This is a genomic window from Streptomyces sp. NPDC052301 (assembly GCF_044593395.1).
Lineage (GTDB): Bacteria > Actinomycetota > Actinomycetes > Streptomycetales > Streptomycetaceae > Streptomyces.
Map to the genome: position 1 here is coordinate 125,643 of NZ_JBIUBE010000005.1, position 22,814 is coordinate 148,456.

Here is a 22,814-nt window from a genome sequence, read left to right on the forward strand (position 1 = left end):
GGACGCACAGTCGTCAATGAGAGGGGCCGACGAGGGCCGACGTGCGGGCACACAGAAGAGCCCCATCCCGCACAGAGCGGCATGGGGCTCGATGGAGCGCCGGGCAGGCCTTGCACCTGCATTTCCCCGCAGGAAGCGGGGCGTCTTTCCTTGGACCACCAACGCACGGCCGGGAACCGGAAGTTCGGTGTCCGCGACGTGATCAACTATAGCGCACAGCCGGCGGGCTCGCGACCACCGAGGCGAGCGAGGCTTCTTACCCCGGCTCACCGAACACAAACACAACAGTGACCCGGATCACACCGCTCGACCTTCTTCGCGGAACCCCGTGCTTGATACAACTTGCTCGCGCGTTCCTGTCGATCGACGGTCGTCGCCCTCCCCCCTCTCTCACAGCCCTTCCTCTCGCCTGCCCTGGGAACGCCCGTGTCCGCCCCCCGCACCCTGCCCTGGCCCCTCGTCGCCCTCTTCACGGCCGGGTACCTCGCCCCCTACCTGCTGCCGACCACCGTCGGCCGGCTCGACTCCGGACTTCCGCTCAGCACCACCCAGGCGGGGGCCATCGGCACTGCGCTGCTGCTGAGTTCGGCGACGGCGGGCTTCCTGCTGGCCTCCCGGGTGGAGCGGATCGGGGTCCGCACCCTCGCCCGGCTCGGCCTCGTGCTCGCCTTCCTCGGCTACGGCGGTGCCGCCCTCACCGATGTCGTGCCCGCCGTCGTCGCCGGCGCGGTGCTCGGCGGATTCGGTTCGGGCACGGTCACGGCGGTCGCCGCGAGCGGCATCGCCGCCGTGGGGGTCCCCCCGCGCGAGGGCGTTCGAACGTGGGGGACGGATCCGCACCGCGTCACCACACTCGGCCTACTCGGCGTCTCCGCCCTCGCGGGCGCCCTGTACCTGACGATCCCCCGGCTCGGCCCCGGCCACGGGCTGCCACTGGCCGCCCTCGCGCTGACCGCGCTCGCCGTCTGGCCGTTCACCGGCCGTCTGTCCGGCCGTACCGCTCCGACCCGCACCCCGGCCGAGCACGTCGGCCGTCTCCCCCGCCCGCGCGCCGGCCTGCTGCTGGCCGCCGCCATGCCCTGCTGGTCCCTGGCGCAGAACGCGCTGTGGGGCGTCAGCGGCCGGATCGGCCTCGGCCAGGCCCATCTCACCGAGGTCACCGTCGGCGTGGTGTTCGCGGTCGCGCTCGGCGCCGCTCTGGTCGGGGTCGTGGGCGCGGGGGCACTCGGCCCCCGACTGGGCCGGGCGGTGCCCATCGGCGCCGGTACGGCCCTGATCGCGGGCTGTATCGCGCTGAGCGCGTCCGCGACCAGCCTGCCCGCGTTCGCCGCCGGTGAGATCGCCTGGAACCTGGCCTACCCGGTCGTGCTGTCGTACGTCATCGGCCTCGCCGCCTCCCTCGACCCCCAGGGCCGCTGGGCGGTGCTGGTCGGCTCGGCGGCGTCGCTGGGCACGGCGGCGGGGCCGCTGACGGGCAGCCTGCTGGCCGGGTGGGCGGGCTTCCCGGCGATGGGGCTGGTCCTCGGCGCCGGACTGCTGCTGATCGCGGTCCCGATGACGGCGGTGGCGCTGCGGGCGGGCAGGCGGGCCCTGCCGGTCGTGGAGGTCGCGGTGGAGACGCCCGCCGTGCCCGCGCGGCACGCCTACGACATCGCGTCCCCGAACTCGTACGCGTCGACCTCGGCCAGGTAGCGGGCCCTGCGCTCCTCGTCGTCCTCCAGGAAGGAGGCGAGGAAGGAGTTGCGGGCCAGCTCGCGCAGCCGGTCCTCGGTGAGGCCCAGAGTGTCCCTCACGGCCGTGAAGTTGTCGCCCGCGTAGCCGCCGAAGTAGGCCGGGTCGTCGGAGTTGACCGTGCACAGCAGGCCGGCGTCGAGCATGGCCGGGAGCGGGTGGTCGGCGAGCGTGTCGACGGTGCGCAGCCGGACGTTGGACAGCGGGCACAGGGTGAGCGGGATCCGCTCCCGGACCAGCCGCTCGACCAGCGCCGGGTCCTCCATGCAGCGCAGCCCGTGGTCGACGCGCTCGATGCCGAGCACGTCGAGGGCCTCGGTGATGTACGCCGGCGGCCCCTCCTCACCGGCGTGCGCGACCCGGCGCAGCCCGAGCCGGGCCGCGGCCGCGTACACCTCGCGGAACTTCGCCGGTGGATGCCCGACCTCGGCGGAGTCCAGGCCGATCCCGGTGATCCGGTCCAGGTACGGCGTCGCCGCCTGCAGCGTCTCCAGCGCCGAGTCGGCGGACTCGTCGCGCAGGAAGCACATGATGAGCTTGGTGGAGACGCCGTGCCTGCGCTCGCTGCCGTCGAGCGCCCGCCACAGCCCCTCCACGACCGTGCCCAGGCTCAGGCCCCGCGCGATGTGGGCCTGCGGGTCGAAGAAGATCTCCGCGTGCCGCACGCCCTGCGCGGCGGCACGGGCGAGGTAGGCGTTCGCCAGGTCGGCGAAGTCCTGCTCGGTGCGCAGGACGGCCATGAGCTCGTAGTACAGGTTCAGAAAGGACTGGAGATCCTTGAAACGGTAGGCCTGACGGAGCGCGTCCGTGTCGGCGTACGGCAGGGTCACGCCGTTGCGGGCGGCCAACTCGAACGCCAGCTCCGGCTCCAGAGTGCCTTCGATGTGGAGGTGCAGTTCTGCTTTCGGGAGGGGCATCAAAGCATCGTACGGGTGCTTTACCGGCGTTTCGGAACCGGCACCCGCAGCAGGTCGTACGCCACGGTCAGCTCGCCCTCGAACCCGGCCGCGCGGGCCTGCCGCTCGAACTCCTCGGGCTCGGTGTAGCGCTGGCTGAAGTGGGTGAGGACCAGGTGCCGTACGCCCGCGTCCCGGGCGACGGCGGCGGCCTGACCGGCGGTCAGGTGCCCGTGCTCCGTGGCCAGTGCGGCGTCCTCGTCGAGGAAGGTCGACTCGATGACGAGCAGGTCGCAGCCCTCTGCGAGCGCGTGCACACCCTCGCAGAGCCGGGTGTCCATGACGAACGCGAACCGCTGCCCGCGCCGCACCTCGCTGACGTCCTCCAGCGTCACGTCCCCGAGCCTGCCCGCGCGCTGCAGCCGGCCGACGTCCGGGCCCTCGACGCCGTGCGCGGCGAGCCGGTCGGGCAGCATACGGCGGCCGTCGGGTTCGATCAGCCGGTAGCCGTAGGACTCGACGGGGTGGGACAGCCTGCGCGCCTCCAGGGTGTACGACGGGGTCACCGCGAGGACGCCGTCGGCTGCGACCGGTGCCTCGGTGATGCCGACCGTCTCCCGGTAGGCGGTGGCGTACCGCAGCCGGTCGAAGAAGCGCTGCCCGGAGCGCGGGTAGTGGGCGGTGACCTCGTGCGGCACCTGGTCGAGGTTGATCCGCTGGACGACCCCGGCGAGACCGAGGGAATGGTCGCCGTGGAAGTGCGTGACGCAGATCCGGTTCAGGTCGTGCGCGGCGACCCCGGCGCGCAGCATCTGGCGCTGGGTGCCCTCGCCGGGGTCGAAGAGGAGGCCCTCGCCGTCCCAGCGCAGCAGGTAGCCGTTGTGGTTGCGGTGCCGGGTCGGGACCTGGCTGGCGGTGCCGAGGACCACCAGTTCACGGGCGGACACGGCGACTTACCCGGGGGGCCACTGCATGCCACGGCCACCGAGGACGTGCGCGTGGGCGTGCCAGACGGTCTGCCCGGCGCCGGTGCCGGTGTTGAAGACGGTCCGGTAGCTCTCGAGCTTCTCCTCGTCGGCTACGGCCTGGGTCTCCGCGAGCACGTCGGCCGCGAGCTGCGGCGCGCCCGCGGCGAGGGCGGCGGCGTTCTCGTAGTGGGCCTTGGGGATCACCAGGATGTGGGTGGGGGCCTGGGGGTTTATGTCCCGGAAGGCGACGGTGGTGTCTGTCTCGCGGACGATCGTCGCCGGGATCTGGCCCGCGACGATCTTGCAGAACAGGCAGTCGTCCTGCGGTTCTCCGGCCATGCGTGGCCTCCTCACGCTGATGATCGATACCGGTGCATCGTAGTCGTTCAGGCCGGCAGCCCCGGAGGGGTCTTGGCCGGTGCCGTCTCCAGGGCCGCGAGTGCCAGCCGCACCGCCTCGTCCAACTGGGTGTCGCGGCCCTCCGCCCAGTCCTGCGGCCGTTGCACGACCTCGACGTCCGGGTCCACACCGTGGTTCTCCACGTCCCAGCCCACCCCCTCCAGCCATGTCGCGTACTTCGGCTGGGTGATCAGGGTGCCGTCGACCAGGTGGTAGCGGCTGTCGATGCCGATGACGCCGCCCCAGGTGCGGGTGCCGACGACCGGGCCGATGCCGAGTGCCTTGATCGCCGCGTTGACGATGTCGCCGTCGGAGCCGGAGAACTCGTTGGCGACGGCCACGACGGGGCCGCGGGGCGCGTCGAGGGGGTAGCTGGTGGGGCGCATGCCGCGGGGCACGTCCCAGCCGATGATGCGGCGGGCCAGTTTCTCCACGACCAGCTGGGAGGTGTGGCCGCCGTTGTTCTGACGGACGTCGACCACGAGTCCCTCGCGGGCGACCTCGACGCGCAGGTCGCGGTGGATCTGGGCCCAGCCGGGGGCCTGCATGTCGGGGACGTGGAGGTAGCCGAGCCGGCCGGCGGAGGTCGCGTGGACGTGGGCGCGGCGGTCGGCGACCCAGGCGTGGTAGCGCAGGGGTTCCTCGTCGGCGATCGGGACGACGACGGTGTGGCGGGGCTCGCCGCCGCCCGCCGGGGAGACGGTCAGCTCGACGGGGTGGCCCGCCGTGCCGGCCAGGAGCGGGCCGGGGCCGGTGACCGGGTCGACGGGGTGGCCGGCCACGGCGATGATCGCGTCGCCGGGGCGGACGGCGACGCCGGGCGCGGCGAGCGGGGAGCGGGCGTCCGGGTCGGAGGTCTCGGAGGGCAGGATGCGGTCGATGCGCCAGCTGCCGTCCTCGTGGCGGGAGATGTCGGCGCCGAGCAGGCCGTGCCGGGCGCCGCCGCGACGGCCGCCGGAGGGGATGACGTAGGCGTGCGAGGTGCCGAGTTCGCCGTGCACCTCCCACAGCAGGTCGACGAGGTCGCTGTGGGTGGCGAGGCGGCCCAGGACGGGGCGGTAGCGGTCGAGGACGCCGTCCCAGTCGACGCCGCCGAGGTCGGGCCGCCAGAAGTGGTCGCGCATGAGGCGGCCGGTCTCGTCGTACATCTGCCGCCACTCGGCGACCGGGTCGACGGTCTGCCGGACGCGGGCGAGGTCGACGGTGACGCTGGTGTCGCCGTCGTCGTCGGAGCCGCTGCGGCGGTCGCTGGGGACGACCCGGAGCCGGCCGTCGCTCCACAGCAGGACGCGTTTGCCGTCCCCGCTGACCTCGAAGTGGTCGGCGTCGGAGACCAGGTGTTCCAGGCGGCGTTGGGCGAGGTCGTACCGCTCCAGCTCGGTGTGCGGGTCGGGGTCCTCGGGGTGGGCGCGGGAGGCGCCGAGGACGCCCTGCACGGGGTGGCGCAGCCACAGGACGCCGTCCTTGACGGCGCGCAGGCCCGAGTAGCGGCCGGCCTCGACCGGGAAGGGCACGATCCGGTCGGCGAGGCCCTCCAGGTCGACGCGGGTGGCGGGGGTGCCCTCGCTGTCGGGGGTCTCGTCCTTGTCGGGAGTCTCGAAGGGGCGGCCGTGGCGCTGCGGGCCGAACGGCGACGGGGTGGTGGCGGCCAGCGTGATCAGGTGCGGGCGGGCGCCGACCACGAACGCGAGGTCGAAGACGTGCTCGTCGTAGACCGGGTCGAAGGCACGGTTGGAGAGGAAGGCGAGGTGTTTGCCGTCGAGGGTGAAGGCGGGCGCGTAGTCCTGGAAGCGCAGGGGCGTCGCCTCGGTGACCGACAGGTCGGTGGTGTGGGCGATGCGCAGCTGGGTGAGCGGGCGGGCGCCGGGGTGGGCCCAGGCGAGCCAGGCCGAGTCGGGCGAGAAGGCGAGTCCGGAGACCTCGCCGTCGTCGCTGCGGTCGACCTCGCGGACCTCTCCGGTCTCCCGCTCGACGAGCAGGAGGCGACCGTCGTGCGCGGCGACGGCGGCCCTGCTGCCGTCGGGTGCCATGGCCAGCTCCAGGACCCGGCCGAGCCGCCCGGCGGCGAGCCGGCGCGGGATCGCTCCGGGGGCGAGGCCGGTGGCCGGGGCGAACTCCAGGGCGTCGGCGCCCTCCGCGTCCGTCACCCACACCACCCACTCCTCGCCCTCGGCGCGGAAGGTGCGCGGCGCCCGGGCCCGGACGCCGGGCGTGGCGGCCAGGGCGCGGGCGGGCCCCGAGCGGTGGGTGACCCAGTGGACACCGCCGCGCACGCAGACGGCGCTGCCGCGCGCGGTGTGGTCCGGCGACGCCTCGCCGAACCAGCGGGAGGCGTTCACCGGGTACGGCCGCAGGTCCGTGCGGGGGCCGCCGAGCCGTACGTCCAGCCGGCGCGGTTCGGCGCCCTCCAGGTCGTCCAGCAGCCACAGTTCACCGGCCGAGCTGTAGACGACACGGCTGCCGTCCCCGGCCGCGTGCCGGGCGTAGAACCCGTCGAGGGGGGTGTGCCGGCGCAGGTCGGAGCCGTCGGCGAGGGAGGAGTACAGGGCTCCGGTGCCCTCGTGGTCGGAGAGGAAGGCGATGCGGTCGCCCGCCCACACGGGGTACTCGATGTTGCCGTCGATCTCCTCGTGCAGCCGTACGAACTCGCCGGTGCCGTCGTGGTCGATCCACAGTTTGCCCGCCGTACCGCCCCGGTAGCGCTTCCAGTGGGCGGCCTCGCGGCCCATCGGCGCGGACAGCAGCACGGTGGCCGGCCCGAACGCCACGGCGCCGACGGGCCCGTACGGCAGGGTCTCGGCAGGTCCGGCGTCCAGCGGGACGGCGTGCGCCCAGGTGTGGCGGAAGGTGGGCCGGCCCTGTGCGCCGAGCGCGAGCACCCGCCCGTCGGGCGTCCAACCGCGCACCTCGGTACGGCGGTTGCCCCAGTACGTCAGCCGCTCGGCGGGGCCGCCGTCGACGGGGGCGACCTGCACCTCGGGTGCGCCGTCCCGGGTGGAGGTCCAGGCCAGGGACCGTCCGTCCGGCGATATCCGTGGATGGGTCACCGGCGTGTCGTCGGCGCTGACCCGCCAGGCCCGGCCGCCGTCGAGGGGCGCGAGCCAGACGTCGTCCTCGGCGACGAAGGTCACCAAGTCGCCGTGCACATGGGGGAATCGGAGATAGGCGGCACCCTGAGTCACCCGGTCACTGTACGCAGTGACCGGTGTGTCCCGCTCGCGGTTCCTGTCACAGGCCCCGCGGTCACTTGCCTTCGACGGGCCAGCAGGTGGGGTCGCCCTTGCACCAGAGGGTCCGGGTGACGGTCACCGTCACGGTGGGCCTCCCGCCTCCCGGCTGATAGGTGGGCGGCCGGTACGTCGGCCCCGGCGTGGCGTCGCAGTCGCCGAGCCCGTCCACGTGGAACACCCGCCTGCCGCCGACCTCGGCCGTGAGATCACCGCGCACGCAGGCGCCGTCGACGGCCCTGGTCACCTTCCCGGTGACGGTGATCTTCCGCCGGTCCTTGGTCTCGCCCTGGCAGTCGACGGAGACGACGGTGGTCTCGCTCGGCGAGGGCGTCCTCGCCGCCGGGCCGCGGTCCCCGTAGCTGCCGGTGCAGCTGAGCCAACTGACGTCGACGTGCTGCTGCTTGAGCCTGGCGGTCGCGGTGGTGTCGGTGGTGTAGGCGGCGGTCACGGTGTCGAGATCACCGGGTTGACACGCCACCAGGACCCCACCGGCCGCCACGACCAGGCCGGCGACGGCCACGACCTGCACACCGCGTCGATTCCCTCTCACAACCCCCATGCAGGGCAGCGTGCCACCGGCGGCGGCACCGGGGGAAGGTCGCTTACGGCCACTCACTCGTTCGGGGTGTCCCGGAGGGAGCTAGCGCAACAGCAGCCACTGCTGGAGTTCCACCAGGTTGCCCTCGGGGTCCCTGAGGTGGGCCACGCGCATGCGGTCGGTCATCGGGGCCGGGCCGTGCAGCAGGGTGGCGCCCCGGGCGGTGATCTCCGCGCAGTAGGCGTCCAGGTCGTCGACGCGCAGGACGACCAGGGAGCGGTGTCCGGCGGCGGCATCCTCCAGCTCCCGCAGGATCTGCGCCATCATCGCCCGGTCCTGCAGCGCGATGCCCGCGGAGCCGGTGTGCGCGCTGAACTTCTCGTACGGGCCCTCGGTCGCGCCGGACTGCGGCTTGAGGCCGAGGACGTCGGCGTAGAAGCGGTAGCAGGCGGCGAAGTCGGTCACGAGGAGCCGTACTTGAGCGATTTCCATGGTTGCCCCCAGCTGTGTGTCAGGCCCAGCGGCCGGTGCGGCCCAGCAGAAGGGCCGTGGCGGCGGTGCCGGCGGTGGATGTGCGCAACACGGTGGGACCGAGCACGCACGCCTTTGCTCCCGCCTCCTCGAAGAGGGCCAACTCGTCGCGCGAGACGCCGCCTTCGGGGCCGACGACCAGCACGATGTCGCCCTGGGCGGGGAGTTCGACGGTGGCGAGCGGCAGGCTGGTGTGCTCGAAGTCGGAGTGCAGCACGGCGGCGAAGTCGGCTTCGGCGAGAAGCGCGGCGACCTGTTTGGTGCTCGCCGCGTCCGCGACCTCCGGGAAGCGCAGCCGGCGGGACTGCTTGCCGGCCTCGCGCGCGGTGGCCCGCCACTTGGCGAGCGCCTTCAGGCCCCGGTCGCCCTTCCACTGGGTGATGCAGCGGGCGGCCTGCCAGGGCACGATCGCGTCGACACCGGTCTCCGTCATCGTCTCCACGGCCAGCTCGCCGCGGTCGCCCTTGGGGAGGGCCTGGACGACGGTGATCCGGGGACTGGGCTCGGGTTCCACCGGGAACTCGAACGGCTCGACGACCAGGTGGTCCTTGCCCGACACAGCGACGACCACACCGGCCGCCCCCCGGCCCCTGCCGTCGGTGAGCACCACGCCCTCCCCGGGCTGCAACCGCCGCACGGAGACCGCGTGCCGCCCCTCGGGGCCGGTGACGTCGACGACCGAGCCGGGACCCACGCCCTCCAGCGAGTCGACGAGGAACACGGGCGCGGTCATCGCGGGCCTCCCTCGGCCGACAACGCTGTCCTGGCGGCGTCGAGTTCCTCGACCAGCACCTCCACCAGCCGCCCCGCGGGCAGCTCACGGGCCATCCGGTGTCCCTGTCCCGCCCACAGCGCCATGCCCTGGGCGTCACCGGCCTTGGCGGCGGCCTTGCGCAGCGGGGAGGTGAGGTGGTGGATGTCCGGGTAGGCGGCGGGGGCGTACGGGCCGTGTTCGCGCAGGAAGCGGTTGACCAGTCCGCGCGCCGGGCGGCCGGAGAAGGCGCGGGTCAGCTCGGTGCGCGCGAACAGGGGGTCGGTGAGCGCCTGCTTGTGCAGGGCGTGGGCGCCGGACTCCGGGGTGGCGAGGAAGGCGGTGCCCAGCTGGGCCGCGCTCGCGCCCGCCGCGAGGACGGCGGCGATCTGGCTGCCGCGCATGAGGCCGCCGGCGGCGACGACCGGGATGCCGACGCCCTCCCTGATCTGTGCGATCAGGGACAGCAGCCCGATGCCGGAACCGTCGTTCTCGGGGATGTCCCGGTGCGTGCCCAGGTGTCCGCCGGCCTCCACGCCCTGGGCGATGACCGCGTCCGCGCCGGCTCGCTCGACCGCGCGGGCCTCCTCGGCGGTGGTGGCGGTGACCAGGATGAAGGTTCCGGCACGGTGCAGGGCGTCGACGGCCTCCCGGCTCGGCACACCGAAGTGGAAGGAGACCACCGGCACCGGGTTGTCGAGGAGCACGGCGAGCTTGGCGTCGTACCCGTCGTCCCGGCCGCTGTCCGGATCGCCCAGCTCGGTCTCGTACCAGGCGGCCTCGCCGGCCAGCTGGTGGGCGTAGACCTCCACGGCACCGGACTCGGCATACTCGGGCTGCGGTATGAACACGTTCACGCCGAAGGGGCGGGCGGTGAGCCCCCGCAGCTGCTTGATCTCCTGGTACATGCCGTCGGCGGTCTTGTATCCGGCGGCGAGGAAACCGAGGCCGCCGGCCTCGGACACGGCGGCGGCGAGCTGCGGGACGGAACCGCCGCCCGCCATGGGAGCCTGCACGATCGGGTGGGGGAAGAGATCGGTCAGCGCGGAGGACATGACCGCATGTTGTCACGTCCTTTGAAAGAGTCCGAATCCGGGCTTCCTGCGGCATAGGCCGGTGGCATACGGGGTGCCGTGGCACCCCGCAGCCACTTCCCGGCGGGCCGGCTCAGCGTCCGTTGAACGCGTCCTTCAGCCGCGAGAACAGCCCCTGCTGACCCGGCTGGAACTGGCCCTGCGGCCGTTCCTCACCGCGCAGCTTGGCCAGCTCGCGCAGCAGGCGCTCCTGCTCGGGGTCGAGCTTCGTCGGGGTCGTGACCTCGACGTGCACGATGAGGTCGCCCCGGCCGCCGCCGCGCAGATGCGTGACGCCCCGGTTGTGCAGCGGGATCGACTGGCCGGACTGGGTGCCGGGCCGGATGTCGACCTCCTCCATGCCGTCCAGGGTCTCCAGCGGGACCTTGGTGCCGAGGGCCGCCGCGGTCATCGGGATGGTGACCGTGCAGTGCAGGTCGTCACCGCGCCGCTGGAACGTCGGGTGCGGCAGCTCGTGGATCTCGACGTACAGGTCACCGGCCGGACCGCCACCGGGGCCGACCTCGCCCTCGCCGGCGAGCTGGATCCGCGTGCCGTTGTCCACACCGGCCGGGATCTTCACGGTCAGGGTCCGCCGCGAGCGGACCCGGCCGTCGCCGGCGCACTCCGGGCACGGGGTCGGCACGACCGTGCCGAAGCCCTGGCACTGGGGGCAGGGGCGCGAGGTCATGACCTGGCCGAGGAAGGACCGGGTGACCTGCGAGACCTCACCGCGGCCACGGCACATGTCACACGTCTGGGCGGACGTGCCCGGGGCCGCACCGTCACCGTTGCAGGTGTTGCAGACGACCGCGGTGTCGACCTGGATGTCCTTGGTCGTGCCGAAGGCCGCCTCGTCCAGCTCGACCTCGATCCGGATCATCGCGTCCTGGCCGCGCCGGGTGCGCGAACGCGGGCCGCGCTGCGACGCCGTACCGAAGAACGCGTCCATGATGTCGGAGAAGTTGCCGAAGCCACCGGCCCCGAAGCCGCCCGCACCGGCACCGCCGGCCTGCGAGAGCGGGTCACCGCCGAGGTCGTAGACCTGCTTCTTCTGCGGATCCGACAGCACCTCGTAAGCGGCGTTGATCTCCTTGAACCGCTCCTGGGTCTTCGGATCGGGGTTGACGTCCGGGTGCAGCTCGCGCGCGAGCCGACGGAACGCCTTCTTGATCTCATCCTGCGACGCGTCGCGGCGCACGCCGAGAACGGCGTAGTAGTCCGTGGCCACTTACGACTCCGCCAGGATCTGTCCGACGTACCGTGCCACTGCGCGTACCGCTCCCATCGTTCCCGGGTAGTCCATGCGGGTCGGTCCGACCACGCCGAGCTTGGCAACCGCCTCGCCGCCCGAACCGTAGCCCACCGACACCACGGAGGTGGAGTTGAGTCCTTCGTGGGCGATCTCGTGCCCGATGCGCACGGTCATGCCCGGATCCTTCGCCTCGCCCAGGAGCTTGAGGAGCACGACCTGCTCCTCAAGGGCCTCCAGGACGGGCCGGATCGTGAGGGGAAAGTCATGCCCGAAGCGGGTGAGATTGGCCGTGCCGCCGATCATCAGCCGCTCCTCGTTCTCCTCGACGAGTGTCTCCAGGAGGGTGGAGAGCACCGTGGAGACCGTACCGCGGTCCTCCGGCTCGAAGGCATCCGCCAGGTCCTCGACCAGCTTCGGCACATCAGCGAACCGGCGGCCCGCGACCCGGCTGTTCAACCGCGCCCGCAGATCCGCGAGCGAGGCCTCCCCGAACGGCGTCGGGCAGTCGACCATCCGCTGCTCGACCCGGCCGGTGTCCGTGATCAGCACGAGCATCACGCGCGCGGGGGCGAGCGCGAGCAGCTCCACGTGCCGCACGGTGGACCGGGTGAGGGACGGGTACTGCACGACGGCGACCTGCCGGGTCAGCTGCGCGAGCAGCCGCACGGTCCGCGCCACGACGTCGTCGAGGTCGACGGCGCCCTCCAGGAAGTTCTGGATGGCCCGCCGCTCGGGCGCCGTCATCGGCTTGACGCCCGCCAGCTTGTCCACGAACAGCCGGTAGCCCTTGTCGGTGGGGATGCGCCCCGCACTGGTGTGCGGCTGCGCGATGAACCCCTCGTCCTCCAGGGCCGCCATGTCGTTGCGGACGGTCGCCGGGGAGACGCCGAGGTTGTGCCGTTCGGTGAGCGCCTTCGAGCCCACGGGCTCCTCGGTGCCGACGTAGTCCTGGACGATCGCGCGCAGCACCTGAAGCCTGCGTTCACTCAGCATTCGCGCGCACCTCCAGCACGTCGTCGCATCGTCCGTCCGGATCGTCCACCTGGCACTCTTCCCATGCGAGTGCCAGCGTTCCCCGGGCCCAGTGTACGGCTGTCGGGTACGCACTGGGCAAGGTCGGTCCCGCTCCACCGGGTCCGTACCACCTCGTACCGCTAGCGTCGCGGTATGACGGTGACTTGGGAAGACCTGGGATGGGAGCGGCTGGCCGCCGGGGTCGGGCGGTGCAGGCTGCCCGGCTGGGACTGCACGGTGGGGCTCGTCCTCGGCGAGGGTACGGCACTCATGGTGGACGCCGGCTCGAGTCTGGCCGAGGGGACGCGTCTGCGGGCCCAGGGACAGGAACTGGCCGGCGGCCGTGTGACCCATCTCGCGCTCACCCACCCCCATTTCGACCATGTCTTCGGGGCGTCGGCGTTCGCCGGGGCCGAGGTGTACGCGGCGGTGGGGACGGACGCGGTGCTGGCGTCGGAGCGCGCGGAACTGCGCCGGGACGCGATCGGCAACGGTCTGCCGGAGGCCGACACCGACGAGGCGGTGGACGCGCTGGTCCCGCCGCAGCACCTCGTCTCCGGCGAGTGGACACTGGACCTGGGCGGCGGCCGGCAGGTGCTGCTCGCCAACGTGGGCCCGGGCCACACACCGCACGACCTCGCGGTCCTGGTCGCCGGGGAGCGGGAGGTGGTGTTCTGCGGCGACCTGGTCGAGGAGTCGGGGGAGCCCCAGGCGGGCCCGGACGCGGTGCCGTCCCGCTGGCCGGACGCGCTGGACCGGCTGCTCGCGCTGGGCGGGGCGGACGCCCTGTACGTGCCCGGGCACGGAGCGGCGGTGGACGCGGCCTTCGTACGACGGCAACGGGACGCCCTGGCGGCGCGGTTCGGCGTGTCGTGAGCACGATCGCGCGGCTTCTCCTATCGTCATCCGAATGCGCCAGTACTCCGCCGACCTGACCCCACCGTGGAAGAAGCAGAAGCCCGTGCCGGAGGTGCCGGCGGAGCCGGGCCTGGTGGTGGAGGAGCCGGGCACCGGGTTCTGCGGGGCGGTGATCCGCTGCGAGGCGGGCACGGTGACGCTGGAGGACCGCTTCGGCAAGCACCGGGTGTTCCCGCTGGAGCCGCGGGGCTTCCTGCTGGAGGGCCGCGTGGTGACGCTCGTACGGCCGTCCTCGGGTCCGGTCCGCCCCTCCCGTACGGCCTCCGGCTCGGTCGCCGTCCCCGGCGCACGCGCGCGCGTGGCCCGCGCCGGCCGCATCTACGTCGAGGGCCGGCACGACGCCGAGCTGGTCGAGAAGGTGTGGGGCGACGACCTGCGCATCGAGGGCGTGGTCGTGGAGTACCTGGGGGGCGTCGACGATCTGCCGGCGATCGTGGAGGACTTCGCCCCGGGCCCGGACGCCCGCCTGGGCGTCCTGGTGGACCACCTGGTGCCGGGCACCAAGGAGTGGCGGATCGCGGAGGCGGTGAGCAGTGATCACGCCCTGGTGGTCGGCCACCCGTACATCGACATCTGGCAGGCGGTGAAGCCGGCGGCGCTGGGGATCGACGTCTGGCCGACGGTGCCGAAGGGGCAGGACTGGAAGACGGGGGTCTGCCGGGCCCTTGGCTGGCCGGCGGAGAACACCGGGGCGGTGTGGCAGGCGATCCTGAAGCGGGTGGGCTCCTACAAGGACCTGGAGCCTGAGCTGCTGGGGCGGGTGGAGGAACTGATCGACTTCGTCACGGGTGGCGGTGGGGCCTGACGTCAGGGAATGTTCCGAACTCGGTGGTGTCGAGTTCGATTCCCAGGATGTCCAGCGGCGGCGGCTCACCGAACCTCACGACGAACTGCTTCCGGTAGTCGGCTTCCTCGCCCTCTCCGACCGGGTCGGTTCAGCAGGACGCACTGCGCCGTGATCGGGTCGACGACGAGGTGGGCGGGCACCTTGCCTGCCGCACGGATGGAACGTTTGAGGCTGGACCGGCGTTCGACGGGGATCCGCCTGCTGCATCGACTCACTCCCCCAGGTGATCAGTCCACCAGATCCCGCACCACCGCATCCGCCAGCAGCCGCCCGCGCAGCGTCAGCACGGCCCGCCCCTCCTCGTACGGCCCTTCCTGGAGCCGCCCGTCCGCCAGCGCCCGCCGGGACGCCGCGAGGCCGTCCTCCTTCAGCAGGGACAGCGGCACTCCTTCCCGCAGCCGCAGCTCCAGCAGGATGCGCTCCACGCGCCGGTCCTCGTCCGTCAGCAGCTCGCGCCCGGCCCCCGGGGACCGTCCGTCCGCCAGCGCCGCCGCGTACGCCCCCGGGTGCTTGACGTTCCACCAGCGCACCCCGCCCACGTGCGAGTGCGCGCCGGGACCCGCGCCCCACCAGTCGGCGCCGCGCCAGTACAGCTCGTTGTGCAGGCAGCGGCCCGCCTCCGAGGTGGCCCAGTTGGAGACCTCGTACCAGTCGAAGCCCGCCGCGGAGAGCATCTCCTCGGCGATCAGGTAGCGGTCCGCGTGCACGTCGTCGTCGGTCATCGGGACCTCGCCCCGGCGGATGCGGCGGGCCAGCTGGGTGCCCTCCTCCACGATGAGCGCGTAGGCGCTGACGTGGTCCGGTCCCGCGCCGATCGCCGCGTCCAGCGAGGCCCGCCAGTCGTCGTCGCTCTCGCCGGGGGTGCCGTAGATCAGGTCCAGGTTCACGTGCTCGAAGCCCGCCGCCCGCGCCTCCGCGACGCAGGCCTCGGGGCGGCCGGGGGTGTGGGTGCGGTCCAGGATCTTCAGCACATGCTGCCTCGCGCTCTGCATGCCGAAGGAGATCCGGTTGAAGCCGCCCTCCCGGAGCGTGGCCAGGTACGCCGGATCCACCGACTCCGGGTTCGCCTCCGTCGTGATCTCCGCGTCCGGCGCCAGGCCGAACTCGTCGCGGATGGCCGCCAGCATCCGTACGAGATCGTCCGCGGCCAGCAGCGTGGGCGTACCGCCGCCGACGAAGACCGTACGGACCTGGCGCGGGTCGTCGCCGAGCACCTTCCGGGCGAGTCGGATCTCGTCGGTCAGCGTGTCCGCGTAGTTGTCGCGGGACGCCAGCACGCCGCCCGTGCCGCGCAGCTCGGTCGCGGTGTAGGTGTTGAAGTCGCAGTAGCCGCAGCGGGTCGCGCAGTACGGGACGTGCAGGTAGAAGCCGAGCGGGCGGTCGTCGGCCCCGGCGAGGGCGTGCGCGGGCAGCGCGCCGTCGGCGGGGACGGGCTCGCCGTCGGGGAGTGCGGAAGGCATGCCCTCCATTGTCCAGCACCGACGCCGTTACCCGGCCTGCAGCACCAGCAGCGCCAGGTCGTCCTCGGGCAGGCCGCCGCCGAAGTCGTGCACCAGGCGGCGGATCCTTTCCGCGATCTGCTCGGCGTCGAGCCCGGCGCAGCCGGACAGGGCGCGGGCCAGCCCGTCGCCGTCGTCGAACTGGCGGGAGCCGGAGCGCCGCTCGGTCACCCCGTCGGTGACGCACAGCAGGCTGTCGCCGGGCCGCAGCTCGAGTGTCTCGCTGGTGTAGGTCTCGTCCTCGACGACGCCGAGCAGGGTCTGCGGCCGGGCGGCGGTGCGCACGGTGCCGTCGGGGCCGAGGACGAGCGGCAGCGGGTGGCCGGCGGAGGCGAGGGTGCAGCGGACCCCGCCGTCGTGGGGTGTCAGCTCGCCGTAGAGGAGGGACAGGAAACGGGTCTGCGGGCCGTCGCCGGGGGCCACGGGCCGGCCGCCGGCGGCGACCAGGGCGCGGGCGGCGGCGTCGGCGGCCTCGGTGGCGTCGTCCAGGAGCAGCTGGTTGAGCCGGTCGAGGACGTCGGCGACCCGGTAGCCCTCGCGGGCCAGGAGGCGCAGCCAGGGGCGGGCGAGGCCGATCACGACCGCCGCCTCCGGTCCCTTGCCCTGCACGTCCCCGACGGCGAAGCACCAGCGGCCGTCGCCCGCCGGGAACACGTCGTAGAAGTCGCCGCTGGGGCCGCCCTTGTCGCAGGGCTCGTAGACGAGCGCGCTGCGCACCCCGGGGATCTCGGCGACCGCGCCGGGCAGCAGGCCGCGCTGCAGCACGGCGCTGATGGTGGCCTGGCGGGCGTACTGGCGGGCGGCGCCGATGGCGAGGGCGACCCGGCGGCTGAGGTCCTCCACGAGCCCGGTGACCTCGTCGGGGAAGCCGAGCAGCCCGCACCGGCCGATCACCAGCGTGCCGAGCGGCCGGCCGCCCGCGATCAGCCGGTACGACAACGCCGTGCCGTCGCCCTCCTGCGGGCCGAGGGCGTCGCCGGGCCACAGGTAGGGCTCGGGGCCGGACCGCAGCCCGTCGCGCGGGCACGGCGGCTCCTTCTCCAGGGCGCAGCGCAGTTCCTCGATGCGGTTCTCGCTGGCGTGCCAGACCCGGGCGGGTCCGCCGCCGGCGCCACCGCGCACGGTCGCCTCGTCCTCCAGCCACACCGCGCACCAGTCGGCCAGCCGGGGCACGATCAGCTGGCCGGTGAGGGCGGCGACCAGGTTCTCGTCGAGCTGTCCCGCGAGCAGGTCGGAGGCCTCGGCGAGGAAGGACAGCGCGCCACGGCCGAGCCAGTCCCGACCGCCGCCGGCGCGGTGCGGCTGCGGGGCGAGGTCCTCGGCGACCTCCAGGGCGTCCTCCGGGCCGGGGCCGTCCGTGACCGTGCTGCCGCCCGGGGGCAGCCGGGCCCAGACCGTCTTGGCGCCGGTGCGGTAGGTGACGCCCCAGGACTCGGCGAGCGTGCCGACCAGCCGCAGACCGCGCCCGTACTCGGCGGTGTCGTACCTCGCCTCCGGGTCGAGCGCGTCGCGGGGGCCGCGGGCGGGGTGCTGGTCGCGGACCTCGACGACGAACGCGCCGGTGTCCTCCAGCCGCCATTCGACCTCCACGTCCGTACCGGCGTGCACGACGGCGTTGGTGACCAGCTCGCTGACGACCGCCATGGCGTCGTCGACGAGCCGCGCCGAGACCCCGGGCACCTCGTCCAGCGCGGCCCGCACCAGCGCACGGGCGGATCCCGGTGCCACGGGGCTTCCGGGCAGCGTCGTCCGCCCTCGCAGCCCCCTGGCCCGGGGCTCGCTCTCCCGCTGCGTCGGTATGGCCGCCATGTCCATGCGGCCCAGGGTGACAGACCGGGGGCACGCAGAAGCGCTGAGTCACCGAAGTGTGCAGAAGACGGCCACTTTCGAACGCGGGTGGGCGCAACTGAGCCGTGGGCGCGGGCCTGCGTCGATGTGCGCCGCGCCGCGGGGGGGGCGGGCGACCACGGACACGCCGCGGCCGCCGACGCTCCCCGCCGCCCCTCCGCGACCGGGTCAGGCCTCCCTGGTCCCGGCGTACATCTCGTCGATGAGGTGCTTGTACTCCCGCTCGACCACGGGCCGCTTCAGCTTCAGGCTCGGCGTGATCTCCCCGTGCTCCACGTCGAGGTCCCTGGGCAGCAGCCGGAACTTCTTGATGGTCTGCCACTTCTGCAGCCCGGCGTTGAGCTGCTGGACGTACCCGTCGACCATCTCCACCGTCTGCGGCGCGGCGACGATCTCGGCGTACGCCTTGCCCTCCAGGCCGTTCTCCTTCGCCCAGTCCAGGAGCGCGAGCTCGTCCAGGGCGATGAGGGCGGTGCAGTAGTTCCGGTCGGCGCCGTGCACGAGGATGTTGGAGACGTACGGGCAGACGCCCTTGAACTGGCCCTCGACCTCGGCCGGGGCGACGTACTTGCCGCCGGAGGTCTTGATGAGGTCCTTCTTGCGGTCGGTGATGCGCAGGTAGCCGTCGGGGGACAGCTCGCCGATGTCGCCGGTGTGGAACCAGCCGTCGGACTCCAGCACCTCGGCGGTCTTCTCGGGCAGCCCGTGGTAGCCCTCCATGATGCCGGGGCCGCGCAGCAGGATCTCGCCGTCGTCGGCGATGCGGACCTCCGTGCCGGGCAGCGGCTTGCCGACCGTGCCGGTGCGGTAGGCCTCGCCGGGGTTGACGAAGGAGGCCGCGGAGGACTCGGTGAGGCCGTAGCCCTCGAGGATGTGGATGCCGGCGCCGGCGAAGAAGTAGCCGATCTCCGGGGCGAGCGCGGAGGCGCCGGAGACACAGGCGCGCAGCCGGCCGCCGAAGGCCTCCCGGAGCTTGGCGTAGACGAGGGTGTCGGCGACCTTGTGCTTGGCGGCGAGGCCGAACGGCGCCGCGTGGGTGCCGGTGCGGCGGAAGTTGTCCTGGGTGACCTTGGCGTACTCGCGGGCGACGTCGGCGGCCCACTGGAAGATCTTGTACTTGGCCGGGCCGCCCTCGCGGGCCTTGGCGGCGACGCCGTTGTAGACCTTCTCGAAGATGCGCGGCACGGCCGCCATGTACGTCGGCTGCACCACCGGAAGGTTCTCGATGATCTTGTCGACGCGGCCGTCGACGGCGGTGACGTGGCCGACCTCGATCTGCCCGGAGGTGAGCACCTTGCCGAAGACGTGGGCGAGCGGCAGCCACAGGTACTGCACGTCGTCCACGGTGACCAGGCCGGTCGAGGCGATCGCCCGCGCCATGTACGCCCAGTTGTCGTGCGGCAGGCGCACGCCCTTGGGACGGCCGGTGGTGCCGGAGGTGTAGATCAGGGTGGCGAGCTGGTCCTTGGTGATCGCACCGACCCGCTCCTTGATGAGCTGCGGGTGCTGCTCCAGGTAGGCGGCACCACGCCGCTCCAGCTCGGCGAGGGTGATCACCCAGTCGCTCGTCTCCGCGCCGGCCGGGTCGACGACGACGACCTTGGTCAGCTCGGGCAGCTCGGCGCGCTTCTCGAGCGCCTTGGCGACCTGGGCCGCGTCCTCCGCGATCAGCACCCGGCTCTCGGAGTCGGAGAGGATGAACGCCGACTCGTCCGCGTTGGTCTGCGGGTAGACGGTCGTCGTCGCGCCGCCCGCGCACATGATGCCGAGGTCGGCGAGGAGCCACTCGACGCGGGTGGAGGAGGCGAGGGCCACCCGCTGCTCCGGCTGCACGCCCAGTTCGACGAGGCCGGCCGCGATGGCGTACACCCGCTCGGCCGCCTGCGCCCAGCTGAGCGACTTCCAGTCGTCGGGGCCCTGCCCGGAGGCGGGAGGCACCGGATAGCGGTATGCCTCGGCGTCCGGTGTGGCCGCCACGCGCTCCAGGAAGAGGGCCGCCACGGACGGCGGACGGTTCTCGATCAAGGTCTGTGTGTCGCTCACGACATCCTCCGGGGGCCCGCGACGGTGCGGCTGACTCGGTGCGGCTGGGTTAACTCACGGTGGGGTTTCGAGCTGTTGTTTAACTCGCGAGTAACTATCGAGCAGGCATCAGGGTAAGCCGCGACGGGCCGCTGCGTAAGGGGCTTCGGCCTGTCACTTTCCACGGAGAGCGACGCTACGCACGCGTAGGGGCCCACCGCACTTTCGCACGGCGAGCCCCCTTGCGCCCGGTTTGCGGACGTAACCCGTTGTTACCCCTGGTTACTTCTTGCCCTTGGCCGACCCCGCGCTGTCATCACTGGACAGGACGGCGATGAAGGCCTCCTGCGGAACCTCCACGGAACCCACCATCTTCATCCGCTTCTTGCCTTCCTTCTGCTTCTCCAGCAGCTTCCGCTTACGGGAGATGTCACCGCCGTAGCACTTGGCGAGGACGTCCTTGCGGATGGCACGGATGGTCTCGCGGGCGATCACCCTCGAGCCGATGGCGGCCTGCACCGGCACCTCGAAGGCCTGCCGCGGGATCAGCTCCTTGAGCTTGGCGACGAGCCGCACACCGTAGGCGTACGCCTGGTCCTTGTGGGTGATCGCGGAGAACGCGTCGACCTTGTCGCCGTGCAGCAGGATGTCGACCTTGACCAGGGAGCTGGTCTGCTCGCCGGTGGGCTCGTAGTCCAGCGAGGCGTAACCGCGGGTCTTGGACTTCAGCTGGTCGAAGAAGTCGAAGACGATCTCCGCGAGCGGCAGCGTGTAGCGGATCTCGACCCGGTCCTCGGAGAGGTAGTCCATGCCGAGCAGGGTGCCGCGCCGGGTCTGGCACAGCTCCATGATCGAGCCGATGAACTCGGTGGGCGCGAGGATGGTGGCCCGTACGACCGGCTCGTAGACCTCGTCGATCTTGCCTTCGGGGAACTCGCTCGGGTTGGTGACCGTGTGCTCGCTGCCGTCCTCCATGACCACGCGGTAGACCACGTTGGGGGCGGTGGCGATCAGGTCGAGGCCGAACTCGCGCTCCAGGCGCTCCCGGATCACGTCCAGGTGCAGCAGGCCGAGGAAGCCGACGCGGAAGCCGAAGCCGAGGGCGGCGGAGGTCTCCGGCTCGTAGACGAGGGCGGCGTCGTTGAGCTGGAGCTTGTCCAGGGCCTCGCGCAGTTCCGGATAGTCGGAACCGTCGAGCGGATACAGGCCCGAGAAGACCATCGGCTTGGGGTCCTTGTACCCGCCGAGGGCCTCGGTGGCGCCCTTGCTCTGGCTGGTGACGGTGTCACCGACCTTGGACTGCCGGACGTCCTTCACACCGGTGATGAGATAGCCCACCTCGCCGACGCCCAGGCCGTCCGCCGGGAGCATCTCGGGCGAGCTGACGCCGATCTCCAGCAGCTCGTGGGTGGCGCCGGTGGACATCATCCTGATGCGCTCGCGCTTGTTGAGCTGTCCGTCGATGACACGGACGTACGTCACGACACCGCGGTAGGAGTCGTAGACCGAGTCGAAGATCATCGCGCGGGCGGGCGCGTCGGCGACCCCGACCGGTGCCGGGATCTCCTTGACGACCTTGTTCAGCAGCGCGTCGACGCCGAGACCGGTCTTCGCGGAGACCTTGAGGACGTCGTCCGGGTCGCAGCCGACCAGGTTCGCCAGCTCCTCGGCGAACTTCTCCGGCTGCGCGGCCGGCAGGTCGATCTTGTTGAGGACCGGGATGATCGTGAGGTCGTTCTCCATCGCCAGGTAGAGGTTGGCGAGGGTCTGCGCCTCGATGCCCTGGGCGGCGTCGACGAGGAGGATGGTCCCCTCGCAGGCGGCCAGCGACCGCGAGACCTCGTAGGTGAAGTCGACGTGCCCCGGGGTGTCGATCATGTTGAGGATGTAGGTCGTGCCCTGGTCGGGGCCCTCGGTCGGGGCCCAGGGCAGACGCACCGCCTGGGACTTGATCGTGATGCCGCGCTCGCGCTCGATGTCCATCCGGTCGAGGTACTGAGCACGCATCTGCCGCTGCTCGACCACACCGGTCAGCTGGAGCATCCGGTCGGCGAGCGTGGACTTGCCGTGGTCGATGTGCGCGATGATGCAGAAATTGCGGATCAGAGCCGGGGCGGTACGGCTCGGCTCGGGCACATGGTTAGGGGTCGCGGGCACGCAGGGTCCTGTCTCTTGAGGCGCCTTATGCCTCGGGTCGGATCGATACGTAGTCTCCATGGTCCCACGCGGAGGGACCGAGGACCGTTTTGGGCCGGTCGCTGGGCCACTGGTACTGTAGATGGCTGTGCCTCATGCCCTCTCAGCGCGAGGCGCGTCAGAGAAAATTTGGATCACCGGTACGGGACCTCTCCCGGGCCGGCACCTGAACCTGAAAAGGCTCCTTCGTGGCGAACATCAAGTCCCAGATCAAGCGGATCAAGACCAACGAGAAGGCTCGGCTGCGCAACAAGGCCGTCAAGTCCTCCCTGAAGACCGCGATCCGCAAGGCCCGTGAGGCCGCTGCCGCGGGTGACGTCGAGAAGGCCACCGAGCTGCAGCGCGCTGCCGCGCGTGCGCTCGACAAGGCCGTCTCGAAGGGCGTCATCCACAAGAACCAGGCCGCCAACAAGAAGTCGGCGCTTGCTTCCAAGGTCGCGACCCTCAAGGGCTGAACCTCCTTTCTGATCTGACCGCCGGAAGGACCCAGAGCGGGCCCTCTCTCATCCGCTCCCGCCCGGCACCCCGGACTCGCACGCGGCCTGCGTTCGCCACGCGGGTGCGAGTCCATCCAGCTCGATCCGAAGGCCTCGGCGCCCTCCCTTCCCCAGGGTGGGCGACGGGGCCTTCGGCATGACCGGACTCACGACCGGAAGTCGTCGTCCCCGCCGGTGTCGGGCACGCACGGGTCGATTTCGGTGATCTCGTCCCCGACGATCCGGAACACCGGGCAGCCGTCCTCGGCGTCCTGCCTGCTGCCGCGCTCCGCGAGGATGTGGTCCAGGGCCACGGCGCGGCCCCGGCCGTCGACGAACTCTTGAGCCGGCGCGCAGGCTGCCGCCGCTGTCCTGGATGAGCCGGCGGTGCATGCTCCCGGCCGGGGCGGTCGCGTCGCCACCGCTCCCCACCCGCGGCACCGCGGGCCGGGGCCGGCCGCGCCGGCCCAGGGGGGTTGGTTCGGATCGGTCCGGCTCCCGACGGCACGTTCTGGCCGACCCGAGCGGAGTCCGGTGCGTGCAGCGGCAAGGCGGAGGAGGAGTCGACGCGATGGGGGTCCCGGCGCGAGCGAAGCCGAGCGTGAGGGAGTCGGCGAGTGAC

19 protein-coding genes are annotated in these 22,814 nt (G+C 72.4%); 4 read left to right on the forward strand and 15 right to left on the reverse strand.

The window, feature by feature from the left end; genetic code table 11:
• Positions 1-426 precede the first annotated feature (426 nt).
• A complete protein-coding gene (locus ACIHEJ_RS15060; protein WP_400135254.1) occupies positions 427-1,692 on the forward strand; it encodes an MFS transporter in 1,266 nt (421 codons plus the stop codon).
• Here ACIHEJ_RS15060 and ACIHEJ_RS15065 read toward each other — a convergent pair.
• The 10 genes from ACIHEJ_RS15065 to hrcA form a co-directional block, all read right to left on the reverse strand.
• Positions 1,644-2,648, reverse strand: coding sequence for an adenosine deaminase (locus ACIHEJ_RS15065; RefSeq protein WP_400135255.1), 1,005 nt, complete (start codon positions 2,646-2,648; stop codon positions 1,644-1,646). The two genes, ACIHEJ_RS15060 and ACIHEJ_RS15065, sit on opposite strands and share 49 nt — an antisense overlap.
• Before the next feature lie 20 nt (positions 2,649-2,668).
• Positions 2,669-3,574, reverse strand: coding sequence for a ribonuclease Z (locus ACIHEJ_RS15070; RefSeq protein WP_400135256.1), 906 nt, complete (start codon positions 3,572-3,574; stop codon positions 2,669-2,671).
• Positions 3,575-3,580: 6 nt separating this feature from the next.
• On the reverse strand, positions 3,581-3,934 hold the full coding sequence (locus ACIHEJ_RS15075) for a histidine triad nucleotide-binding protein (RefSeq protein ID WP_400135257.1): 354 nt from the start codon (positions 3,932-3,934) through the stop codon (positions 3,581-3,583).
• Positions 3,935-3,981: 47 nt separating this feature from the next.
• The gene (locus ACIHEJ_RS15080; protein ID WP_400135258.1) at positions 3,982-7,176 is read right to left on the reverse strand and encodes a S41 family peptidase; all 3,195 of its coding nucleotides are present in this window, start codon (positions 7,174-7,176) and stop codon (positions 3,982-3,984) included.
• 61 nt (positions 7,177-7,237) lie between these two features.
• Positions 7,238-7,783 carry a hypothetical protein gene (locus ACIHEJ_RS15085; protein ID WP_400135259.1) on the reverse strand — a complete coding sequence of 182 codons (546 nt, stop codon included), beginning with the start codon at positions 7,781-7,783 and terminating at the stop codon, positions 7,238-7,240.
• Between the two features lie 81 nt (positions 7,784-7,864).
• A complete protein-coding gene (locus ACIHEJ_RS15090) occupies positions 7,865-8,254 on the reverse strand; it encodes a VOC family protein (RefSeq protein ID WP_400135260.1) in 390 nt (129 codons plus the stop codon).
• A gap of 19 nt (positions 8,255-8,273) precedes the next feature.
• A complete protein-coding gene (locus ACIHEJ_RS15095) occupies positions 8,274-9,026 on the reverse strand; it encodes a 16S rRNA (uracil(1498)-N(3))-methyltransferase (protein WP_400135261.1) in 753 nt (250 codons plus the stop codon).
• Positions 9,023-10,099: a nitronate monooxygenase gene (locus ACIHEJ_RS15100; protein WP_400135262.1), complete on the reverse strand. Its 1,077-nt coding sequence runs from the start codon at positions 10,097-10,099 to the stop codon at positions 9,023-9,025. The genes ACIHEJ_RS15095 and ACIHEJ_RS15100 overlap by 4 nt, the downstream gene beginning before the upstream one ends.
• Positions 10,100-10,211: 112 nt before the next feature.
• Positions 10,212-11,348, reverse strand: a complete 1,137-nt coding sequence (dnaJ, locus tag ACIHEJ_RS15105) for a molecular chaperone DnaJ (RefSeq protein WP_400135263.1) — start codon at positions 11,346-11,348, stop codon at positions 10,212-10,214.
• Complete coding sequence (hrcA, locus tag ACIHEJ_RS15110; protein WP_400135264.1) at positions 11,349-12,365, reverse strand: heat-inducible transcriptional repressor HrcA; 1,017 nt, start codon at positions 12,363-12,365, stop codon at positions 11,349-11,351.
• A 174-nt stretch (positions 12,366-12,539) separates the two neighbouring features.
• Between hrcA and ACIHEJ_RS15115 the strand changes: the two genes are divergently transcribed.
• Positions 12,540-13,262, forward strand: a complete 723-nt coding sequence (locus ACIHEJ_RS15115; RefSeq protein ID WP_400135265.1) for an MBL fold metallo-hydrolase — start codon at positions 12,540-12,542, stop codon at positions 13,260-13,262.
• A 34-nt stretch (positions 13,263-13,296) separates the two neighbouring features.
• Complete coding sequence (locus ACIHEJ_RS15120; protein ID WP_400135266.1) at positions 13,297-14,109, forward strand: DUF3097 domain-containing protein; 813 nt, start codon at positions 13,297-13,299, stop codon at positions 14,107-14,109.
• 269 nt (positions 14,110-14,378) lie between these two features.
• Here the strand turns inward: ACIHEJ_RS15120 and hemW are convergent, their stop codons facing one another.
• From hemW to lepA, 4 genes are all read right to left on the reverse strand, one after another.
• Positions 14,379-15,611, reverse strand: a complete 1,233-nt coding sequence (gene hemW, locus ACIHEJ_RS15125; protein ID WP_400135267.1) for a radical SAM family heme chaperone HemW — start codon at positions 15,609-15,611, stop codon at positions 14,379-14,381.
• Positions 15,612-15,638: 27 nt separating this feature from the next.
• On the reverse strand, positions 15,639-17,459 hold the full coding sequence (locus ACIHEJ_RS15130; RefSeq protein ID WP_400136104.1) for a SpoIIE family protein phosphatase: 1,821 nt from the start codon (positions 17,457-17,459) through the stop codon (positions 15,639-15,641).
• A gap of 207 nt (positions 17,460-17,666) precedes the next feature.
• The gene (locus ACIHEJ_RS15135) at positions 17,667-19,541 is read right to left on the reverse strand and encodes an AMP-dependent synthetase/ligase (RefSeq protein ID WP_400135268.1); all 1,875 of its coding nucleotides are present in this window, start codon (positions 19,539-19,541) and stop codon (positions 17,667-17,669) included.
• Positions 19,542-19,802: 261 nt separating this feature from the next.
• Entirely contained in the window at positions 19,803-21,677 is a 1,875-nt protein-coding gene (gene lepA, locus ACIHEJ_RS15140) for a translation elongation factor 4 (RefSeq protein WP_400135269.1), read from the reverse strand.
• 227 nt (positions 21,678-21,904) lie between these two features.
• On the opposite strand from lepA, the gene rpsT reads away from it, so the two are divergent.
• Entirely contained in the window at positions 21,905-22,171 is a 267-nt protein-coding gene (gene rpsT, locus ACIHEJ_RS15145) for a 30S ribosomal protein S20 (protein WP_061922887.1), read from the forward strand.
• Between the two features lie 188 nt (positions 22,172-22,359).
• On the opposite strand, the gene ACIHEJ_RS15150 is transcribed toward rpsT, so the two are convergent.
• Complete coding sequence (locus ACIHEJ_RS15150) at positions 22,360-22,506, reverse strand: hypothetical protein (RefSeq protein ID WP_400135270.1); 147 nt, start codon at positions 22,504-22,506, stop codon at positions 22,360-22,362.
• Positions 22,507-22,814 lie beyond the last annotated feature (308 nt).